The 20664-nt window shown below is 39.7% G+C and carries 18 protein-coding genes; 1 reads left to right on the top strand and 17 read right to left on the bottom strand.

Annotated elements, in window-relative coordinates; all coding sequences use genetic code 11:
* Positions 1-389: 389 nt before the first annotated feature.
* From NSQ94_RS03265 to essB, 13 genes are all read right to left on the bottom strand, one after another.
* The gene (locus tag NSQ94_RS03265) at positions 390-560 is read right to left on the bottom strand and encodes a hypothetical protein (RefSeq protein ID WP_157727863.1); all 171 of its coding nucleotides are present in this window, start codon (positions 558-560) and stop codon (positions 390-392) included.
* A gap of 176 nt (positions 561-736) precedes the next feature.
* A complete protein-coding gene (locus NSQ94_RS03260; RefSeq protein WP_094244501.1) occupies positions 737-1093 on the bottom strand; it encodes a hypothetical protein in 357 nt (118 codons plus the stop codon).
* A 402-nt stretch (positions 1094-1495) separates the two neighbouring features.
* On the bottom strand, positions 1496-2137 hold the full coding sequence (locus tag NSQ94_RS03255; RefSeq protein ID WP_066251020.1) for a hypothetical protein: 642 nt from the start codon (positions 2135-2137) through the stop codon (positions 1496-1498).
* On the bottom strand, positions 2134-2856 hold the full coding sequence (locus NSQ94_RS03250) for a TNT domain-containing protein (RefSeq protein ID WP_066251017.1): 723 nt from the start codon (positions 2854-2856) through the stop codon (positions 2134-2136). The genes NSQ94_RS03255 and NSQ94_RS03250 overlap by 4 nt, the downstream gene beginning before the upstream one ends.
* A 54-nt stretch (positions 2857-2910) precedes the next feature.
* Entirely contained in the window at positions 2911-3315 is a 405-nt protein-coding gene (locus tag NSQ94_RS03245; protein ID WP_066251015.1) for a hypothetical protein, read from the bottom strand.
* Positions 3316-4144: 829 nt separating this feature from the next.
* Complete coding sequence (locus tag NSQ94_RS03240; protein ID WP_066251013.1) at positions 4145-4384, bottom strand: hypothetical protein; 240 nt, start codon at positions 4382-4384, stop codon at positions 4145-4147.
* 3 nt (positions 4385-4387) lie between these two features.
* On the bottom strand, positions 4388-6529 hold the full coding sequence (locus NSQ94_RS03235) for a hypothetical protein (protein ID WP_339230105.1): 2142 nt from the start codon (positions 6527-6529) through the stop codon (positions 4388-4390).
* A gap of 4 nt (positions 6530-6533) precedes the next feature.
* Positions 6534-6863 (bottom strand): hypothetical protein, encoded by a 330-nt coding sequence (locus tag NSQ94_RS03230; RefSeq protein WP_066249523.1) that lies wholly within the window; start codon positions 6861-6863, stop codon positions 6534-6536.
* On the bottom strand, positions 6856-7560 hold the full coding sequence (locus tag NSQ94_RS03225; protein ID WP_094244498.1) for a DUF5081 family protein: 705 nt from the start codon (positions 7558-7560) through the stop codon (positions 6856-6858). The genes NSQ94_RS03230 and NSQ94_RS03225 overlap by 8 nt, the downstream gene beginning before the upstream one ends.
* Positions 7557-7856: a WXG100 family type VII secretion target gene (locus NSQ94_RS03220; RefSeq protein ID WP_066249517.1), complete on the bottom strand. Its 300-nt coding sequence runs from the start codon at positions 7854-7856 to the stop codon at positions 7557-7559. Before NSQ94_RS03220 ends, NSQ94_RS03225 begins: the two co-directional genes overlap by 4 nt.
* Positions 7843-8235, bottom strand: coding sequence for a hypothetical protein (locus tag NSQ94_RS03215; protein WP_094244497.1), 393 nt, complete (start codon positions 8233-8235; stop codon positions 7843-7845). The genes NSQ94_RS03220 and NSQ94_RS03215 overlap by 14 nt, the downstream gene beginning before the upstream one ends.
* On the bottom strand, positions 8228-12763 hold the full coding sequence (gene essC, locus NSQ94_RS03210; RefSeq protein ID WP_339230102.1) for a type VII secretion protein EssC: 4536 nt from the start codon (positions 12761-12763) through the stop codon (positions 8228-8230). The genes NSQ94_RS03215 and essC overlap by 8 nt, the downstream gene beginning before the upstream one ends.
* Before the next feature lie 160 nt (positions 12764-12923).
* Positions 12924-14246 carry a type VII secretion protein EssB gene (essB, locus tag NSQ94_RS03205; protein WP_339230100.1) on the bottom strand — a complete coding sequence of 441 codons (1323 nt, stop codon included), beginning with the start codon at positions 14244-14246 and terminating at the stop codon, positions 12924-12926.
* 433 nt (positions 14247-14679) lie between these two features.
* Between essB and NSQ94_RS03200 the strand changes: the two genes are divergently transcribed.
* Positions 14680-15909: an IS110 family transposase gene (locus tag NSQ94_RS03200; RefSeq protein WP_027725928.1), complete on the top strand. Its 1230-nt coding sequence runs from the start codon at positions 14680-14682 to the stop codon at positions 15907-15909.
* 196 nt (positions 15910-16105) lie between these two features.
* Here the strand turns inward: NSQ94_RS03200 and NSQ94_RS03195 are convergent, their stop codons facing one another.
* The 4 genes from NSQ94_RS03195 to NSQ94_RS03180 all read right to left on the bottom strand — a co-directional run bounded on the left by NSQ94_RS03195 (position 16106) and on the right by NSQ94_RS03180 (position 20657).
* Entirely contained in the window at positions 16106-16357 is a 252-nt protein-coding gene (locus NSQ94_RS03195) for an EsaB/YukD family protein (RefSeq protein ID WP_339230098.1), read from the bottom strand.
* A gap of 14 nt (positions 16358-16371) precedes the next feature.
* Entirely contained in the window at positions 16372-16884 is a 513-nt protein-coding gene (essA, locus tag NSQ94_RS03190; RefSeq protein ID WP_339230096.1) for a type VII secretion protein EssA, read from the bottom strand.
* Complete coding sequence (esaA, locus tag NSQ94_RS03185) at positions 16862-20119, bottom strand: type VII secretion protein EsaA (RefSeq protein WP_339230094.1); 3258 nt, start codon at positions 20117-20119, stop codon at positions 16862-16864. Before esaA ends, essA begins: the two co-directional genes overlap by 23 nt.
* 241 nt (positions 20120-20360) lie before the next feature.
* A complete protein-coding gene (locus tag NSQ94_RS03180) occupies positions 20361-20657 on the bottom strand; it encodes a WXG100 family type VII secretion target (protein WP_066249497.1) in 297 nt (98 codons plus the stop codon).
* Between the last annotated feature and the right edge of the window lie 7 nt (positions 20658-20664).

Raw genomic sequence — 20664 nt, 5'->3', positions numbered from 1 at the left:
CTAAAATAATCCGCAAAAAAAATTGCACATTATTTCAGAAAACGAACCAAAATAATTTGAAAAAGTCAGCCTGAAATAATGTGCAAATTTACATGTACAGGTAAAACTTATAAAAATCAGGTTGCTTAACCATGCCCTTCATCAGCTTTCCGCATTGTAGTTGGTAGAATGAAATCCGTCAAGGAAAGCACTTGACCGCTTCCATCTACCAACTTAGTGGTCTGCAAGCTGACGAAGGAGCTACTCTAGATTGAGTATCAATCTCGCTAACTTATTTCCGGAATTGTGTGAACATCACAGAATATGGTGATGAGACTAACAATATTCAATTCTTCCAAATCTATGCCTAACTCTTTTATTTTATTTTCATATTCAGTTCGTGTCATTTTTTACCAACCTCCTTTATTTTGTAATATACCGATATCCTCTAAAGCTTTCACATTTATTGGAGTGTTAATTTGTTTCGCACCACCCGTAGTTATTATTTCACCGTTTTTTTCCCATGGAGCTGCTTCCCCCATAACACCATATGTTGAGTCTATTTCTTTTTCTTTACACAAAGCTACCAATTTAGGATTTGATTGAAAAGCTTTATATTGAGAATACCAATTGGCAATAACATTTTCAGTAATATGAGGATTATTTGTTCCATTCTTTATATTTAATTTATCAATAATAGAATTTATTTTGTTAACAGAATCTTCTGGATGGTCAATACTAAAATTTTTAATAGCATCTATTGCATCTTTATAGTACGTTTTATCAAAATAATAGGTGTTCCTCGCATACTCATTTCAATATAACAAATAGAACGTTCACTTTGTGTACTATGATAACCATTTTCTACCACACCTAAATTGTTGCCAAAAGGACTTCCAATTCTATCTAGTTCACTTGGAATTAATATTTCTCCAGTTTCTTTATTAAATACACCAATTGCAGTATCTTTATTCAAATCTGGAAAACTTGGCCAGTCAATATCTGGCCATTCTCCCCAATTAGAATAATCAGCATTTTTTATCACTCTAACATCATTTAAAACATTAAAATTTATTTTTTGTTCCGGTGTTAACTTATTGAAGTTAGCTTTCATAATTTCAATCTTTTCAGCATTAGATAACGTTTCATTACACCAAACATTATCTCTGAGATATTTATTGAAATTATCTTGTGCCTCTTTCCCTATACCTTCAAATGATTCACAAACATATTTTTCTAATTTAGGATCTATAGTACTTTCGCCTTTTCCCGTACCCTTAATGTTATATTCGAAGCCATCGTTGTTAACTTTATTCCCCCCAACATTTTTTACAAAGAAGTGCTATTTTTCAAAGTCTTTCGTTGCTCATTCCGTCATCAACCCTTAGACCGATTGGGACCGGCCCATGTCGAGATACCGCGATAATAAAGAAAAAGCTGAGGTTCTATGAATTAAGACTTCATATTTTAGTGTTTATGATAAATTAAATCAGTTTCGTAACTATCACCGCTGTAATTATTTTTTTAAATACAATCTCTTTAATTCTTCTGTTTCTTCTTTCTTTAATTTTAAATTGTAATGTGAAATGATCTTTTTCATTAAGGAGTCAAATTGCTTTAAATAAAAGCCATAATTATAAATTATCACAAATGCACTTGTCAATCTTTTGTTTCGGACAATTGGGATTATATTATTCTCAAGAGACAAGTAAAAAACATCACAACGATCGTCATTTATTTTATCAATATTTATTTTTCCAATTTCTTTTCTATACAAAGAAAAATAATTTTTCCCTATATGATCTTCAAGGATTTTATTTGCTTTATTAACATCTTCTCCTATATTTCGCAGCATTTTTCTTACGCTATTACTTGGTTTATCTTGATTAAAGTAACTATACACAACTATATAAAATGCCAATTGGCCAAATTCCGAATCGGCATATTGTCCAATCAAAAATTCTTTATTTCTTTGGACTTCATATAATCTCATTTTTTTGTTGACAATATCAGTTTTACATCTTATAGACATATCGAAATACACATTGTCTTTATCATAATTTTTTTGATAGACAGAAACTTCTTTTAACGATTGGTTATCATTTTCAACGATAAAAAGATTAGGATCCTTCTTTAAGAGTTCAAGCACATTCATCATGGACTCCACTTCCTTACAGAAACAAGTTCAATTAAATCTTCTTCAATTAATTCATTAATTGTATAAGGTTTCCCATTTTCATGGTATTTTACAAATTGTGTTCCCCCGCCTGGTCTGCCAAACCAAGGCGCAGCTTTACCAGATTTAACACTAAAGTCTTCCAATACTCTATAAACGTAATAGTTTGCTTCGTCACTATGCAATGCGAGCGCTCTCTCTTCATACGGAACACCCTTTGGAGAAAAGAAGCCTCCAGTTGGTTCTCCATATCTATCTATTAACATTCCTTCTTTCAGGATTGTGTCAACCGGTTCTTCTGCGAATCCATCATTTGGAGGCCATATTACTTCTCCAGTTTCTTGATTATAATATTTTGGATTATCATATACATCTTTATATTTAAGGTACTTTTCCTCACTGGGTGGATACATCCATTTTTCAATTTTCGCTTTATCACCTGGACTTAAACCTTTTGAATTATCTTTAATTTCTTTTATGTCCTCCAAATTCACCCCATCGACCTTGCTCAAGTATGCCCGGATTTTGTTTTCCACCGCATGCGTATTTTCCGCCGGAACCTTAACATCCCCAACCCCTTCCATGGCGAATCCCATTTGCCGGTCAGGGATCGCATTTTTCAGATTTGTTATGGCGTTGTCTACGAATCGGCCGACTTGCAACGCACCGTTTGCTGCGCCGATTTTCAAATGCTGCGGCACTTCTAATTCATTAGCCTCCTACTCGATGTTTAGTAAATTCCCACCTTGTGAAAATCAGAGTATGACTGATTTCTTATGTGTTATAGTTTTAACTCTACTTTTTGGCACCCAATCCATAAATGTATCTCGATCTTTTCTGTCTAGATCTAACTCAACTCCTATTGTAACATCAGATGTAGCAACAAGATATTCATTAACATTTTCATTTAATATTTGCACCTCTAGTCCATCAATCACTCCAATAAGTTCTATTTCATAAATATCTTCTATCTCATTCTGTTCAACTTCTTTAATATACACTCTAGGGAGATTACTAATGTCATAATTATCTGGATATTTTTTTTCGTTAAACCCCTTATCTAAATTTGTTGCATTATAGCTAATTAACCTAACTTTATTCTCTATTAATCTAGCCTTATAGTCCTCACCTTTATATTTGGCATATAATCCTTTTTTCAAAATAATCCCTCCAGTAATTATTGTATCGGAACAAATCTACCAACGTCTTCATCATATATAGCGCGTAAAAATTCTTTTCCATTGATTACTTCATACAATTCAGCCCCATCTTTTGGAGCAAAGTAACCTTTAAATTTCCATTCAGGAACTCTCTATTATATTTATCCACAAATCCCAACTTTAACGATTCTGGATCCTACTTATTATTATTAGATTTCCATCCATATTACGAGTCATTTCATATTCTTTTCCCTTATAAGTGGCGAAACGGCCTTTTCTGATCATGTTTATTCACCTCGGTAATTTGATAGGATTGTCTATTTATGGAAAAAAGGGGTGTCTAATAAGTCGTTTTTACGGCTTATTGACACCCCCATTAATGTTTTAGAAAAGTTGATATATCGGTGTTTATGATTTTTTGTTTTCAATGGCGATTTGACTTTCTGGACAGCCCTTCAAAAATTCTGTCGATCCCTCTATTAAAAAATTTTATGCTCTACCACATTTATTGACAGAAAATATTTTATGTTTCTATTACTTAAATACCTTATTGTTCTTGCTAATCTTAAAATAACAACTTTACTGTTATAAGCCTTTTTATAAAGTTATCAAGGGCATCACTTTCATTATTAAATATTACTTCCGAACCTGTTACAATATTGGCTCTTTATTATCATGGATAACATAAAAAGGATTCAAAAGCCCCTCTTCTCTGAACCATTTATTACGGTCAAATTTAATTTCCATTAATTATTAATTTTATTTCAACGACATGGAATAGCTTAGAAGCTTTGGATAAGTAGTGCGGTCAAATTAAAATGTTTATTTTCTATCTACCTATTTTTCCCATCGTTATCATATATAAAAATTTGAAAATTTGATTCTCATTTCCCCTTTCGATAATTGAAAAATTTTGTCTTTCATCCACATTATATAAGATCCAATTATCACCTTCTAAGTAGCAACCTGTTGAAAATGGTACATTGGTTTTTCTACCAATAACAATATTCAATTCTTCCAAATCTATGCCTAACTCTTTTATTTTATTTTCATATTCAGTTCGTGTCATTTTTTACCAACCTCCTTTATTTTGTAATATACCGATATCCTCTAAAGCTTTCACATTTATTGGAGTGTTAATTTGTTTCGCACCACCCGTAGTTATTATTTCACCGTTTTTTTCCCATGGAGCTGCTTCCCCCATAACACCATATGTTGAGTCTATTTCTTTTTCTTTACACAAAGCTACCAATTCAGGATTTGATTGAAAAGCTTTATATTGAGAATACCAATTGGCAATAACATTTTCAGTAATATGAGGATTATTTGTTCCATTCTTTATATTTAATTTATCAATAATAGAATTTATTTTGTTAACAGAATCTTCTGGATGGTCAATACTAAAATTTTTAATAGCATCTATTGCATCTTTATAGTACGTTTTATCAAAATAATAGGTGTTCCTCGCATACTCATTTTCAATATAACAAATAGAACGTTCACTTTGTGTACTATGATAACCATTTTCTACCACACCTAAATTGTTACCAAAAGGACTTCCAATTCTATCTAATTCACTTGGAATTAATATTTCTCCAGTTTCTTTATTAAATACACCAATTGCAGTATCTTTATTCAAACCTGGAAAACTTGGCCAGTCAATATCTGGCCATTCTCCCCAATTAGAATAATCAGCATTTTTTATCACTCTAACATCATTTAAAACATTAAAATTTATTTTTTGTTCCGGTGTTAACTTATTAAAGTTAGCTTTCATAATTTCAATCTTTTCAGCATTAGATAACGTTTCATCACACCAAACATTATCTCTGAGATATTTATTGAAATTATCTTGTGCCTCTTTCCCTATACCTTCAAATGATTCACAAACATATTTTTCTAATTTAGGATCTATAGTACTTTCGCCTGTTCCCATATCCTTAATGTTATATTCGAAGCCATCGTTGTTAACTTTATTCCCCCCAACATTCACCCCATCGACCTTACTCAAGTATGCCCGGATTTTATTCTCCACCGCATGCGTATTTTCCGCCGGAACCTTAACATCCCCAACCCCTTCCATGGCGAATCCCATTTGCCGGTCAGGGATCGCATTTTTCAGATTTGTTATGGCGTTGTCTACGAATCGGCCGACTTGCAACGCACCGTTTGCTGCGCCGGTTTTCAAATGCTGAGGCATTTCCTTCGCCCATGCTTTCGCATTTCGAATGCGGGCAACGATGTCTTTTTCAGCATGGACAACTATGTCGGAGGCACGTTGTGATTTTTGCTGGAAGCCCGTTTTTAACCCCGTTAATAATTGAAGATCACTTGCTTCTCTTAGAGGTGAAAAGCGGGCGGCGCTGCTGAATCTAGAAAGCGCGCTAACGCCAGGGACGATATCCAATGGAGCGAGGACACCACGGAATACTCTTTCGCCTGTTTCTAGTTCCCTCCCTGAAATCCAGTCTTTTCCGGAAACGGCCGAGCTTAATTCCAGTGTACCATAGGCCATGCCCAATGCCATCCCTGCTGGCGGACAAATAAATGAGACGCCGACAATCACGACGAGCGCCGCTATTTGCCCCCAGAATTCTTTGTGCATTTGCCCGTCTTTGATCGATTCATACTGAAAGGCGTAGGAATTCAATGCATTCTTTATGTATTCTTTTTCCGAAAAGTCCTGGTGGGGATTCAGTTCTTTCCATGAGGCGTATTCCCGTTCCATCAGCCTGGCATAGTAGTTGCTGCCGCTGAACAGATCTTCTAGTCCGACCTCGGCTTTTGGCACTTCGATCGTCTCTTGTGTGCCATAAGTTCCTGGAACGACGATTATTTCTTTAACACCGATGTGGTTTTTCGTCTTGATCTCTGATATCGATAAGTTGCGCATCGCTTCGACAAAAGCATCGATATCTTGATAAAACGGCTCATCGATCGTACGGTCGACAATATCTCCGACACGGCCGCTAAAGCGGTGCAGGACGAGATAATCTTCATATAATTGTTGATATTGGCTTTTGCGGTCCGTGTGGGTGAAAGAGATGACACCGTCGCTATCATATTTGGCGATGTCTGATTGGGCGTCTTCCAAAAGATCACTGATATCTTTTAAGTTGTCGATCATGCCTTTTCCCCATGCACCGAGGCCGATCAGATCGCCAATGCCTTTCTTGGTCCTTTCCCATTCGGAAGGTATATATTTGACATCCATCCGATTATACCTCCAATTTTGCTATAATCTGTTCCGCAATTTGTTGGTCCACTTCCATCATGGTTAATAAAATGTCCATTACTAACGTTGCTGCACGACTGTAATGATCGTACAAATCCATGATCTTTTCATTCGCTTCATCGTATACAGCCATCGCTTTCATCGCTTTGCCCGCCGTATAGTAATCAAGGCTGCTTAGTTTTTTTATATTGGGAATTGCCGTTTCCTCTAATTCCGAAAGAATTCTGTTCAAATAATTAAAAACAGTCGTGATTTCATCCGGATTGACATCAATGGTGCCGGATCCTCCTCCGCCCATATTCGCGTTAGCCATGCGCTTTTGCCTCCTTATAAGGAAATTCCAATTCGTCAAAGAGCAGTTTCAGAAACCAATATTGGCTTGCATGGTAGTATTTCTTTTGTGGGATATCCACCATAATCAGATTTTGATCTTTCGTAAAAATCATCCACTGCTGATAGAATTTCGGATTGTCAGGCTCCATCGGCCGTTCAGTCATATGAAAGAATTCAAGATTCATAAACATTTTTTCCGGTTCAAAACTTTCTACTTCTCGCCTTTCTTCATGGGTTAGTTCACGCTTTAAAAAAGTTTTTTCAAGCGGCGCCGGTTCTCTTGACATTAACGGAAACTGTTCGCTTAGCAATTTGAGAACAAAAGCTTTGGCCATGATCCTTAATTGGTATAAGTTATTTTCTAGTTCCACCAAAACGATCAGCTTGTCATTTGTTTTCTCGAAGAAAGCAAACATTAAATTATTAATTCGCACATATTTTTCACTTTGAGCATAATGTTCCAGTGCTTGAATGACCAAGGCCCCCGCCTCTGTGATTTTGCCGGCAGAATCTAATATTTGTTTTTCTTTTAAGCGTTCGTGAGCTTCTTTAAAAACTTCTTCTCCCTTTAATTGGTAAATTTGTTTATCCGGGAGACCGAATATCGTATTGCATCCAAAAGCCGCAGCCAACAAATATAATTCCGGTACGTTAAAAGCATCGCGAGCAGCGTTCATAAGTTTCTCACTTCTTTAACTGATGGATCGTTCAAAAAGTCATGGAAATAACTTTCCAAATTATTCAGGGCTTTTGTCTGTTTCGCTGCAGCCTTTTCCATCTCTTGATGATATTTGTGTATAATCTCGAGATAGGTAAGAAATGCGTCTCGTGATTTTCCACTCCACCCCGCCGAGTGAATATAGGAAATTAATTGGCTGCATGTGTTCTTCGTGTTTCTAATCGACTCTTCAAGCGCTTTTGCCGTTTCTTTCGCTTCATTTACTTTGGCACCGTTGATTTTAACGCTTCCCATATAACCGCTCCATCCTTTCTTTCCGTTCTCTTTCCTCTCTTTCCGCTCTCTCCCTCGCTTCTTTAATGGCTAAGTTTTTATAGTAAATGTATCTTTCGTATGCCTTATTTTTGGCGGACACAAGAGAGCTTCTTTTCTGCTTTTCCAGTTGGAAATATTTATTCAGCTTCTGATTGAGTTCTTGCCGCTTAGGTTCAAAGTCGTTTGATGGAATGTCTGAGCTGGATAAATGAGCTGCTTTTCCTACATAGCTTTCGTAGATTCCTTCTGCTTCCGAAACATTTTGATCATAATCCGAAAGTGCATCATGAAGTTTTTCGTAAAGCTTATGGTAATCATCTCTTTTTTTCTCCGTCGCCGTTTTGAACCAATCAAACATGTTCGCTCACTTCCTCCTTTGTACGATATGGCGCGGCGATTTTAATTTTTACCGCTTTTCCATATCGGATATAATAAGCTTCGTAAGGCGGCAGGTTCTTTTCCTTATACGGCCGATTCATCACTTCCAAAATATTTTGGTCGGCAACCCTGCCAATCAACACACCCGTTTTTTGTTTTTTGATCATAGTGGAAATGTCATCATACATTCTTTCAATTCTTCCCGGGATTCCGCCAATAATGAAATAGATTCCAAGCCTTGCTCCCGTTTCCATCAGCTTTGCAAGCGTTGACTGCGACAGCGCCGACATCGTTTCAACGACAAAGGAGGCATCGGTGATTAAAACAACGAGCGGACGGATTTGGTTCTTAAAATCGCGTATGGTCGCTCGCCCGTTTGTTTCCAACTGGATTTGGCGAAATGCGTCTTCCCTTGCCTCGTATAGTTCTTGAATTTTGGCTACAAACAAATCCATCGAAGCTCCATTATCCGCATACAAATTGACATGGTTTTGATACAATTGGAATGCTGCTGCAGCATTATCCAACAAACCGACATCAATATGCTCATTGAGCGAAATGCTGGATAGAAGAGTTAAATACGTTTGTTCCACTGCATCAGCCATTTCTCCTAAAATTAATGTATTTTGGTCTTCAACAACCTGTAGTGCTACAGGCTCTACTTCTTCAAAATCCACCGCAAATGGAATGCCTCCTGACGCCAACATATCTTTTGCCTTCGGATGTTTAATGAATGCAGAAAATTCAACCACTTCTGGAACCATTGGAATTGGAGCCGGCGTTTTGCCTTTCCACGCTTCACGCATACCTTTGCTCTCCGTTTGGATTCCCTCAATGATTTGCAGCGTATCTTCGCCTTTTACAGGCAAAGCTGTTTGAAAAGCAGTTGGCTGATCCAATTTGATTAGGCCGCGGCCTGGTATTTCCTCAATCGATAAATCCGTTCTCCCTACAATATTGCGAACTTCTGTAGCATCTATCATAAACAAGGCAATCTGATGTTTAATATTGGCGAGGAGAGGCGCTCTTAACGCGCTTTGCCTTCCTGCGCTGATGGCAAGATGTATACCGACGCTGACGCCTTCCCTTGCAACTTGCGCGACCATATTCTCAAAATCATTCTTATAAGAAGAGTCTAAAACGGAATCATACGTATCGATTATGAGTAGAATCGCCGGAACGTTTTCGCCGATTGCCTTTTCGTACATGCGAATGTTGGCAACTCCGTATTTACTTAATTTCTGCTTGCGCTCCTTCATCTCATTTCGTAAGCGGCGAATAAGCTTAGCCATTTTCACTTCATCATCTGCCATAATGGTGTCGGCGACATGGGGCAAATCTTTCAATGGCAACAAACCGTTAGTTCCTAAATCGATTAAATACATATGAACTCTTTCGGGGTTATACTGTCTGGCAATATCCACTGCCAAAGTCTGCAAAAAGGTTGATTTCCCATAGCCTGGGCTGGAATAAACAGCTAAATGTCCATCCTTCTCCAAATTCAAGGTTAATGGCTTTTGCTCTTGCATTTCCGGCAAATCTAAAAGGCCGATGGTCGCTTCAAGCCCTTGCTTCTCTTGATACCAAGCTTCTGTATATTCTACTTGATGCAGCTCCGTTAAATAGATCTGCTCTTCTAACGGCGGCAGCCACGGTCTTGGCAATTCTTCCACACCGATTTTTTCAGCGTAGGCGTTGATCCAGTCGACGACAGCTTCGAGTTCAGTCGGGACTTTTACTATTTCTTTGCGGTTGGAAAGGCCGCTTAAATCCTGAGAAATCGGCTCATATTGGCCAAGCTCGTTAATCGCGTAAATCGTCGTGTCCAAAAGGTCTTGGTCCTCCTGATCCGGAACATAATTTGCGCCGCTCCATGCGCTTTGAAATAGTTCGTAAATTTCATTGTTGCCGACTTGCAGGTAGGCGCGTCCCGGCAAGGTGATTTCAGCGGCGTCCGGTGTTTTTAAAATTTCCATCGAGTCGCTTGTGTTTTGGACTTTGAGTGCCAGTTTAAATTTCGAGTTGGACCAAATTTGATCGTCGACAACCCCGCTCGGTTTTTGCGTTGCCAATATCAGATGGATGCCGAGCGAACGACCGATGCGGGCGGTCGAGACAAGTTCTTTCATGAAATCCGGCTGCTCCGCTTTCAGTTCGGCAAATTCGTCTGAGATCAGGAATAAATGCGGCATCGGCTCTTTCGCTTCGCCCGTTTTATATAACTTCTGGTATTGGTTGATATGGTTGACGTTATGCTCTCCAAACAAGCGCTGGCGCTTCTTTAGTTCGGCTTTGATCGAGGCAAGCGCGCGCATCGACTGGACACCGTCAAGGTTTGTGATGGTGCCGAGCAGGTGCGGCAGCTTCCGGAACAGATTCGCCATCCCGCCGCCTTTATAGTCGATCAGCAAAAATGCAACTTCATGCGGATGGAAATTAACGGCAAGCGAGAGAATATAAGATTGAATGATTTCAGATTTCCCCGAACCCGTCGTCCCGGCGATCAGCCCGTGCGGTCCGTGCGCTTTTTCATGGAGGTTCAACTGGACAATATCCTCTTTTCCCCGCAGTCCGATCGGTACTGCCAGGCTTTTATATGTTTCGTTTCGTGCCCAGCGTTCTTCAATCCCGAGCTCCTCAACCTTTTCCACGCCGTACATTTCAAGGAAAGTCACGCTTTCCGGAATGGAATTTTTCAAGTTTTGCAGGTGGTTTAAAGGAGCCAAAGCACGGGAAATGTCTTCTTTGTTAAAACCGTCCGGGAAGTGATCTGGAACAAACCGTTTGTTTACCAATTCGCCGTTTTCGATAATGATGTTGCCATAGTGGGCATCGCGTATATCAATCACCGTTTTTACATGCTCAGGCAATGACTGCATGACATCTTCCACAAACACGAGCGAAACACCAAGTTCGATTGGATCTTCATTAAAAAACTCCATGATCGTATGGTCTAAAATCAGCTTTTCATCTGTAATAAAAATGACAAAATGCGGTGAAAAATAGATATTCTTATTTTTGTTCGCTTTCTCATCAATTGTTAATTTTCTTTCTTTTAAAATTTGATAGAGCGAATTGAGAACTTGGTCGCGAGATCGCTCGTGGTATATAAAACCTCTAATATTTAAATCACGCAAACTGGCATGCGGCAGCCAGCGCATCCAAGCCCATTGTTGCTTTTCTTCCTCCGGGAATATCGTCACAAATTGAACATCGTGATAACTGTGAAATAAGGCTGCTTGCATGACGAGCATTTGCAGCTGTTCCAACACAAGACGGCGCTGACCTATATATCCCACAGGCCCATTTAACAAGGACGTTACAATCGGAACATCATGCAATTTTAAAAATTGTGATCGAAGGCTGCGCGCCTCCTCGACCAGTTCATCTTTATCCTGTGTAAATTCTTCCATGCTGAATTCGATGTCAAAGCTGGCATCCACTGTCCCTGTTCCAACGCGATACATTAAAAAGTCATGGTGAAACCTCGTCTTTTCGTAAATCCGCGAGTCTATCCTTAAGGCCATATCACGGATTTGCTCCACACTTGGGTAGTGATAGTTTAAGGCATGGCGCTGTTCTTCACTTGCTTGATACAATTCATGTGTTTTTTGCTTCAAATAATCCCGGTAGCTCTCCTCCCGTTCTTTCATATCCAATCGATATTGCCGCAAGCTTTTCACATAAGAGGTGATGGAAAAAATAACTGTGACAATCGTCATAGACAGCATCACAATTAAATAAATGCCGCTTCGCTGAAAAAAGGAAACGAGTACGAAGGCTGCAATCATGACTAGCGGCGGAACAATGACACGGGCAAGTTGTTCACTCGGTTTGCTTGGCTTGCTGGATGGTTTAGCAATTTTCCGTTTATCTTCCGGAACACGGTAAATAATGCGCGGTGAACGGTGATAATTAGGATAATCCGCGTTATACTTGCTTTGTGCGCTATATAATGGCACCAATTTAGATATATAGGGTTCGGAGGCCAATATCTCCAAACGATCTTTGGTCACTCTGACCATTACACCGGCAAAAAAAAGCTCATCCCCCGCTTCAATCTTCACTTCTTCTCCATCCACAAATGTATAGTTATGAAAGACAGTTCCCTGATAGACAGCCATTTGAAAAGAGTCTCCCAATTGATCACGGAACAATACGAAATCAATAGCAGTATTGGGAATCTGCACATCATCATATGTATTTTTGCCAAAGGTAATGTTCAATTTATTGGAAATGTCATAGTAGTGCCAATCATTATGCTCCGTAAGGTATATTTCCAGCGGAATATTGTTTATCTGTAATGAAATGGCACCATTTATCAATGATTTATTTTCAACCTTGCATGTTTCACCATCCCAATCCACCCAAATGGTGTCGGATAAACCGTGAAAGGTAATAGTGTCAGACCATTGGCCGCCGATTGATACTCTTTTCGGTTCATGGTCATGTAAATGGCATTTATGCAATTGTTTATCATAACTCACCAGTAATAATCGTTGTGCCATCTCTTTCTCCCTCTCTACATGCAATTAAGAAAGACGCGTGCCTTTTTTTCCAGTAAGCGAAATGATTGGGGTACATGAATCGTAACGTTTAATTCTTTAAAACTAAAAATCAGCTGAACTATTAAAATGATAGCCGCTCATAAATGCAGGCAAGATCCCCTCATTTCGTTTCTTCTGTTTGGTTTTGTTCAGGAACCTTTTTCTTCGTTCGATCTGTCTGTGTCCCCTTTGCTTGATCGGTTACTTGTTGTTCTGCAGCTGCCGGCGCAGATCCACCCGTTTCTTCAGTTGGATTGGCTTTCTCCGGATCCGTCACAAACAAAGATTCCAGACCATATTTTTCTCCATACGATTTTAACTTCTCTTCATATTGCTGCACCTGGTTTTGCCGTTCGGTTCCACTTAAGTTTGGATCATTTTTTGCCTTCTCAATTTTTTTAATATAGCTGTACATGATTAACACCGGATCATCAAGATACATCGCTAAATCAAGTGATTTATCCAAATCTCCGCGGCCATTGTAAATCCAATACAATAAGTAGTTAGGATCGCTTTTTAAGCTAATATTATTCATAATGGTGTCTTTTTCTTCATCGCCCAGATTTTCGGATTTAACATATGAATAGGCCAATATATATTTTCCCGAATCTGGCAATTTTTCAGGATTGAAACTTTCGAGATCTGAAATGACTTCTGAATAATCCTTGGATAAAAAAGCCCTATGCGCTTCCAAAAGGTGCTGCTGAAACGGCAGCTTGAAAAAGCCGAAGTATACAACAGGAACAGCCAAAATGACTGCAGCTGCGATCATGGCAATGGATAAACGTTTAAATAGCTGAAATCTTTTTTTTGGAACGATTTGCATATTTTTCTCTGTTTCGCGCTTTTCCTTGCGATACTGATTGTGTAAAAATTCAACAAAGTCATCAAAATGATCAATTTCACTGATTTGACGTTCAAACTCGGTATCTTTTGCATTTTTCCATGAACCTGCATATAGTTCATCGAAATTATATTTTTTTGAAAATAGGGCGATACTCAAGCATTTATATTGCAGCAGGAAGGTTTCGTCGTTGATCTCATAGGGAGGGAGCACCTGTCGAATGCCTCTGTAAACCAAAAAAGGTATAAGATTATCGTCAAATATGAGATTATGTGGATGCAGGAAGAACGTAATTCGCGTATCTAAAATTTTTCTGAAACGGGCCAGATTGCACAGCAATCGCAACTTGTCACTTCGCCCCAAGCTTTGAATGGTTTCCCAATGGTTCATATTGGAATCAACTTGAAATTGGAAAGTGAGAACCTCTTCCCCGTCCTCCACTTCTACCGGAACAAACTGGTCTGTATTCTCCTTCATCAGAGCCAATTCACGAATATCTTTCACGCGGGTCTGCGATTTTGCCAGTTCTAATTTCCATTGATTGTTTTCAATAAAAAAATGATAAGACACGGAATCCATTTTAATTGTTTTTTCCTTCATGATTTCTGACTCCTCGTATACTAAGTTTCAGAAAGTTTTTTTATCGAATTTCCAGTCCGATACGCTCCTTGACAATCGCATATCTTGGGTGGTTGCCTTTGTGGGAGGGGCGCGCCCCTCCCACAAAGGGTTGAGCGTACCGGGGTTGGACTTTTCGCAATGTTCCTGGATAATGGTCTTAGGATCATCGGGGATACTCTTCTCACTCCTGTAGCTTTGACTACTTGTAAAGTCTGTCTCCTCGGCCCCTGTTTGGACGTCTAACCCGCAGGCTGTTCCCGTTGGTTTTCCCCATGCTGGAAGGAGCAGCTTCCAGGGCAGCCCATGGTCCAACGTGAGTTCTCATATGCGAGGGTGACTGGTCAACAGGCGCGATCCGGGGGCATCCCGAAGAGTCCTACCCCTCGATCCTACAACAATAGGAGGTGATCTCATGAAACTCTACGTCGGGATCGACGTGAGCTCACGCGACTTAGCCACCTGCATTATGGATCATGAAGGAAATACGTGCGCACGCTTCAAAGTGGATAATCATCTTCTGGGCGCCACCTTCCTTCGGGATCAAATCCTCCTGTGGGCTAACAAGCGAAAGCCAACCGAAATTCTGATCGGGATGGAAGCCACCTCGGTCTACAGTTGGCATCCAGCTATGTTTTTCCACCAGCAGGAGGCCTTGCAGGCTTGGAACGTCAAGGTGTTTACGATCAATCCAAAGCTCATTCGCAAGTTTAAAGAAGCCTATGTCGACTTGGAGAAAACGGATGACATCGATGCTTGGATCATTGCGGATCGGCTTCGCTTCGGCCGTCTGAAGATGACGGCTGTCCTCAAGGAGCAGTTTCTCGCGCTTCAGCGACTGACACGCATGCGATATCATCTCGTCCACCAGTTAACCCGTGAGAAACAGTATTTTCTCCAGCACTTGTTTTACAAATGCAGTTCCTTTACCCAAGAGGTGGACAGTTCGATCTTCGGACATGCCATTCTCGAACTGCTGCTTGAGTCGTGGAGCCTCGATGACATCTGCCAAATGGATGTCAAGCAGTTGGCCGACTTCCTGCGCCAAAAAGGGCGCAATCGCTTTGCCGATCCGGAATGCATCGCCAAGTCGATTCAAAAGGCGGCCCGTTCGTCGTATCGGTTGTCCAAGTGTGTCGAGGATTCCATCGACTTGCTGTTAGGGCTGTCGATTCAATCAATCCGCAGCCTGCAATCGCAGCTCAAAGAGCTCGATAAAGCCATTACCCGCCATCTTGAAGGCATTCCGAACACACTGCAAACCATCCCAGGCATCGGACCGGTTTATACCGCAGGCATCCTGGCCGAAATCGGGCAAATCGAGCGGTTTCACAACCAGGCCGCCTTGGCAAAATATGCCGGCTTGACATGGTCCAAGCACCAATCGGGCCGTTTTCAAGCCGAGGACACCTCCCTCATTCGTTCCGGCAATCGCTATCTCCGTTACTACCTAGTGGAGGCTGCCAACTCGGTGCAACGGCATGATGCGACGTTTCGTGCGTACTACCGGAAGAAGTATGAGGAAGTGCCCAAACACCAACATAAACGAGCCCTCGTCCTCACCGCTAGAAAACTCGTGCGTGTGATCGATGCGCTGCTACGCAACGGTCAAATCTACACGCCAAGAAAGGGGGAAGATCGATAAGAGGATCGATCTGGTATACCAATATCAACCTTTAGACCCAGTTTATTACATGTACCAATACTGGGTTTCTTCAGTATTGCCTTTTTTCGGATCATCGGACAAGGGAATTTCCAATTTCTATGATTTTTCACCTTGACATATTACCGCAGGACTTTTCAACGTTACACAGGCTATGATAAAAAGCATGGTTCTTGTTCTATAAAACAAGTAAAATATCTCCATTCGCCACTGGGAACTCGCTAATCTGGTCGTCATCCGCCAGTAAAAGTTCTTTAGTCGGGATTTTTACCGCAAAAAGGGAATAATTAGGGAGTTCGAACCTTAAAGATTCATTCAAGTTCGACAGCAGCTGTTTTATCGGCTGATGTGCCGGTATCCTCACATCATATCGACCTTTCCCCCATTTACTAAAATCAACGGTCACATTGATATGCGTTTCAACGGGCATTCCTGATCTCCCCTTTACTCCATTATTTTTCTTATAAGAGCCAAAATTCCGCCGACCAACATAACAGCAAATCCGCTCAGAAATCCAATGGCTATCTGATTTACCCTTTCCTTTTTCTCTGCATGATCCGCAGTGCTTTGGCTAGCGGGAGAAGAATGCTGCGTAAAAAAATGTTGTGAAAATAATGTCTTTTTCGCATCGTGAAAGCTTGTTTTTGCATCGCTCGCCACCGAATCGGCAAAAATTTCTTCTTTTAGATGATTCACTGCATGATCCAGCTCTTTTTGCTTTTTCTGGACCGCAGCCCGAGTTTGTTTTTTAAACAAACCGGGCGCGATTTTTTCCAGTTCAGTTTCACTCTCACTTTGGGATTCTTGTGTTTTTATGTCATCGCTGATACGGTCTACTTGTAAATCAAGCTTCCCACTGTGATCCAAATGTTCATCTGCCAACGAATGTGCAGAAAGCAAAGGCTGGACGCCTATAGCTGCAGCAACTAAAATACTAATTCGGATTAGCTGCTTCATCCCTTGCCTCCTTATTTTGTGTAAACCCATTTATCACAAATAAATGTCCGACAAGACTTAAAAATGCTGTTCCCACTAATATGGTGATGATCAATGGATCGTACTTTGTATCGTCAACAAAACCTAATAGCAGCTTCTCAATATATTGCAGTGGCGACAATTCTTGCAATGTAGATGCTAAAGACTGTTTGTCGAAATTCAGCCCAAGAGTTTCTGTCAACAATACATAAAGGCTTAACACGCCAAGAAGTAAAAACATCCCGATCATTTTAAGCTGTCTTAGCAAATAAGCTCCTGCCAGCACCATGGTGAACATAATCAGGGAGATCAGGCCAATCCATTGAAAATATTTTTCTTGTGGAATATCGATAAAAGAACCTGACAGCAAACCGATGATGATTCCTTCGATAACGCCAATTCCTGCTGTCGCCCATGTGATCGGAGTATTTTTCCAAACCAATGTTCTGTTTTCTGTGAAATCATCCTTTATCAATCTTTTTCTTTCAGACGTTGCAATGACGTATGCAGTAAATAAAGCCAAAATAAAACAGATTAACACCAAATAATAAGGGATAAAGGTATCTTTAACCACTTTCACTTCGCTGTTTTTTGTCTGCACCGGATTTGATAGAAAATTCAACAAGTTTTCATTTGGACGGTCGCCTATACGGCTGTTGGCTAACACTTGTCCAAAGTTATCAGCAAACTCTTGATCCTTCAGCAGCTTATTGGTCAAATCATTTGAAAGCTTTTGAGCCTTTTTCACTAATGTGTCGCCGCTGTTTACAATATTGTCAGCCTGTTTATCAATCGCATCAAAAGTTTTATAGACGCTGTCTGTTGAAATCAATACATTTTCAGATTGATCTGCCAAGGATTGGCTTGTAGCCAGCAATGTTTGAAGTTGATCGTCTAAGGACAGAACAACGCTTTGTTCTTTATTTTGACCGGCTTGTATCTCACTATTTGCGTTTTGCAGCTTCAAACTGGCTTCCCGCCATGCTTCCAACCGCTGTAATGTATTGGTAATGCCATGATTCAATTCTTCTGCTTGTATCGTCGCTTGCTGGACTAATAAAGCCATTTCGTCAGAATGATTTTGAGTTTTCTGAACTAGCTGCTTATAACCTGCTATCTTATTTTTAAGGTCTTCCGTTTCAGCTCTGACATCCTCAGTTATTTTCCCGGCCATATAGTCGGATATGGCTTCTACAATATCTTGTTTATGGAACAGGTAATAAAGAGAATCCTCTGCAGCCATATCCCCCAAGCTACGTTGTTCCAATCCATTGGCTAAATCGGAAATACTTTTCCCAAAATATAATTCATATAACATCGCTGTTTTTTGATAATCTCTGATACTTTCATTAAGGCTTTTCATGAAAGTATTAGCCGGATCACTTATCAGCTGAGACATTACTTTATGATAGATAACATTGTTAATATCTTCTCTTTCAACAGGAGGTTCATTTGTATTCTCATCATTTGAATCGTCCTGTGTCGATTCGGAATTACTGTTTTCATTCATATTTAGAGCTTCAGGATCAGGCTGTTGCTCTTCTGGCGGCAATGGATCAGATGGATCAGACAGCTCTGGCGCCTCTGTATTTTTATGCTTTTGAATAATCTTCCATTCCCATGCAACAGGCTGAAATAAATCAATTTTCGCATTTTCGTCCTTCAAGCTTATTTTTATGTTGACTGTAATATTTCCTTTTTCAGTGACAGGAAGATCAAATGTAACGTTGTTCTGATCTCCATCCACTTTAAAAACATTTGTTTGCCCATTAGGAAGAGTCAATGTCACTTCATGAATACGAAAAAGTTCAGGAACTGCCGCATTTATATTTTGACTCTCAATATTTCCGCCTAGAATAGCTGCATTGTCCGACAAAATGATGCCTGATTCCGTTAAATCCTTTTTCACTTTGTTTATTAAATTTGCTAAAGGAAGCCCCGTACCGTTGGATGGTTGTGGCTGATATTGAAATTCCCGATTAAATTGGTTTGTCACCTTGATAACCATTTTGATATCGCTCTTCACCGACTCATCGATGTTTAAATCATCAATTTCTTCCCGTTTTAACGTTTGAAGTTTATCAATTTGGCTTTTAATCGTTTTTTGGACAATTTTATCGGGAGTATCAAATATTTGATTTAACGAAACGTAACTGTTTCCGACACCATCTTTCATTTGTTTTGCCAGTTTTTTCGCAATATTTTCCTCTGTTTCATTTTCTAGCTTTTTCGTTAATTTTTGCACATAGCTGTCTATTGTTTCCAATGTTGATTTTAACGACATCTTCAGCGCTTCAGACTTCAAGAAAATATTTTGGTCCTCCATGGAATTGAAATGGAACTGATTATAAATTGCTTGATTGGTTTCAACCAGTCGGTTAATATTTTGCTGAACGTCTGCAGCGTTTAGACTGCTGTCGAATGCTGTTAGCTGATCTGCAAAACCTTTTGCCAAAGTTTCATGAGCATTCTTCATTTGTTGGAAATCTAAAAAATTTGTTTGATAAGCATTTGTTGCTTTTGCCCCTTCAACAAAGGAGCTCTGGTAATTTTGCAAGATATCCTCCAGACCTTTGAAAGCATCGGTTGATACCTTTGTTTGATCCTTTACTGTCGCAAACTGATTAGTGAAACCAGATAATGGTTGATGAATATCATGATTATATATATTGGTATGATTCCGTTCCTTCCTGACAAGTTCAGCAACATTGTCTTGGGCCTTTTGTAAGTTTCCTATTACACTAGCGAAGTAAACATCAATAATTCGACGATTAAAATCCTCTAAAATTGAACTAGCCGTTTTTTCCGCCCGGGCTTTCATGCTGCTGTTGCCCGATGCATTAATCTTATAGTTTAAAGTGATTTTCTCCGGATTTTTATCATTCATTGATAGTGCTTTTTCTGTAAAATCATTTGGAATGATAATAATCATGTTGTACAAATTGTTTTTAAAGCCGCTTTCAGCAACACCACGGCTGACAATATACCAATCATGTTCATTATCTTTTTCAATACTTTTCACAAATTCATTGCCAAATGCGTATTTTTTGCCATTAAAGGTGCCGCCTTGATCTTCATTTACTAAAGCAACAGTCATTTTTTGCTCATCATCATTTGTACTTTTCGATACTTGGTTTAATGCTAAGTAGGAACTTCCTGAGGAAAGCATGAGCACCAGTCCAAGAAACAAGAAAGAATTGAGCACAAATTTCTTCATTCCATTCACCCCCTTTTATGTGAATGACATACAGATATGTTGGGATGAAAACCAAACATGACAAACATCCTCAAAGGCACTGCCTTCTTGCCAACGCCTCATTTTTCCTTGCACATCCATTCCGAAAATATTTATGTATTAAGAAAAAAGCCACACAACATCGTCGCGTGGCTTTTTTGACAACACGGAAGTCGTCCAACCATCTAAGCCTGGTATTAGACATGAAGTCAACGCGGATTGATTATTGAAGCCCAAAATTGCGTGATAGCTGCTCATCATGTTGAGCTACTGCTTCCGCTGTTCTATTCAATTGCGTATTAATATCATGCATAAGCTGGGCAAAGTTTTGCACCTTCGGTTTTAGTTGATTAAATTGATCATCAAATCCTTGGAAAGCACGGCCTTCCCACTCAGCACGAAGTTCATTTTGTAAATTTGTTAAATCTCTTAAAATTTGCTCAATTTGCAAACCAGCTTGCCCATAACGCTGAGCCTTCGCTTTTAGCTCCTCTGGGGTCATTCGAATTTGTCCTGCCAAAATATCC

This window comes from Aeribacillus sp. FSL K6-2833 (assembly GCF_037965815.1).
In the GTDB taxonomy this organism is placed as follows: domain Bacteria; phylum Bacillota; class Bacilli; order Bacillales; family Aeribacillaceae; genus Aeribacillus; species Aeribacillus composti.
The sequence above is the reverse complement of the archived record's forward strand: the minus strand, read 5'-3'. Positions and strand labels throughout refer to the sequence as shown.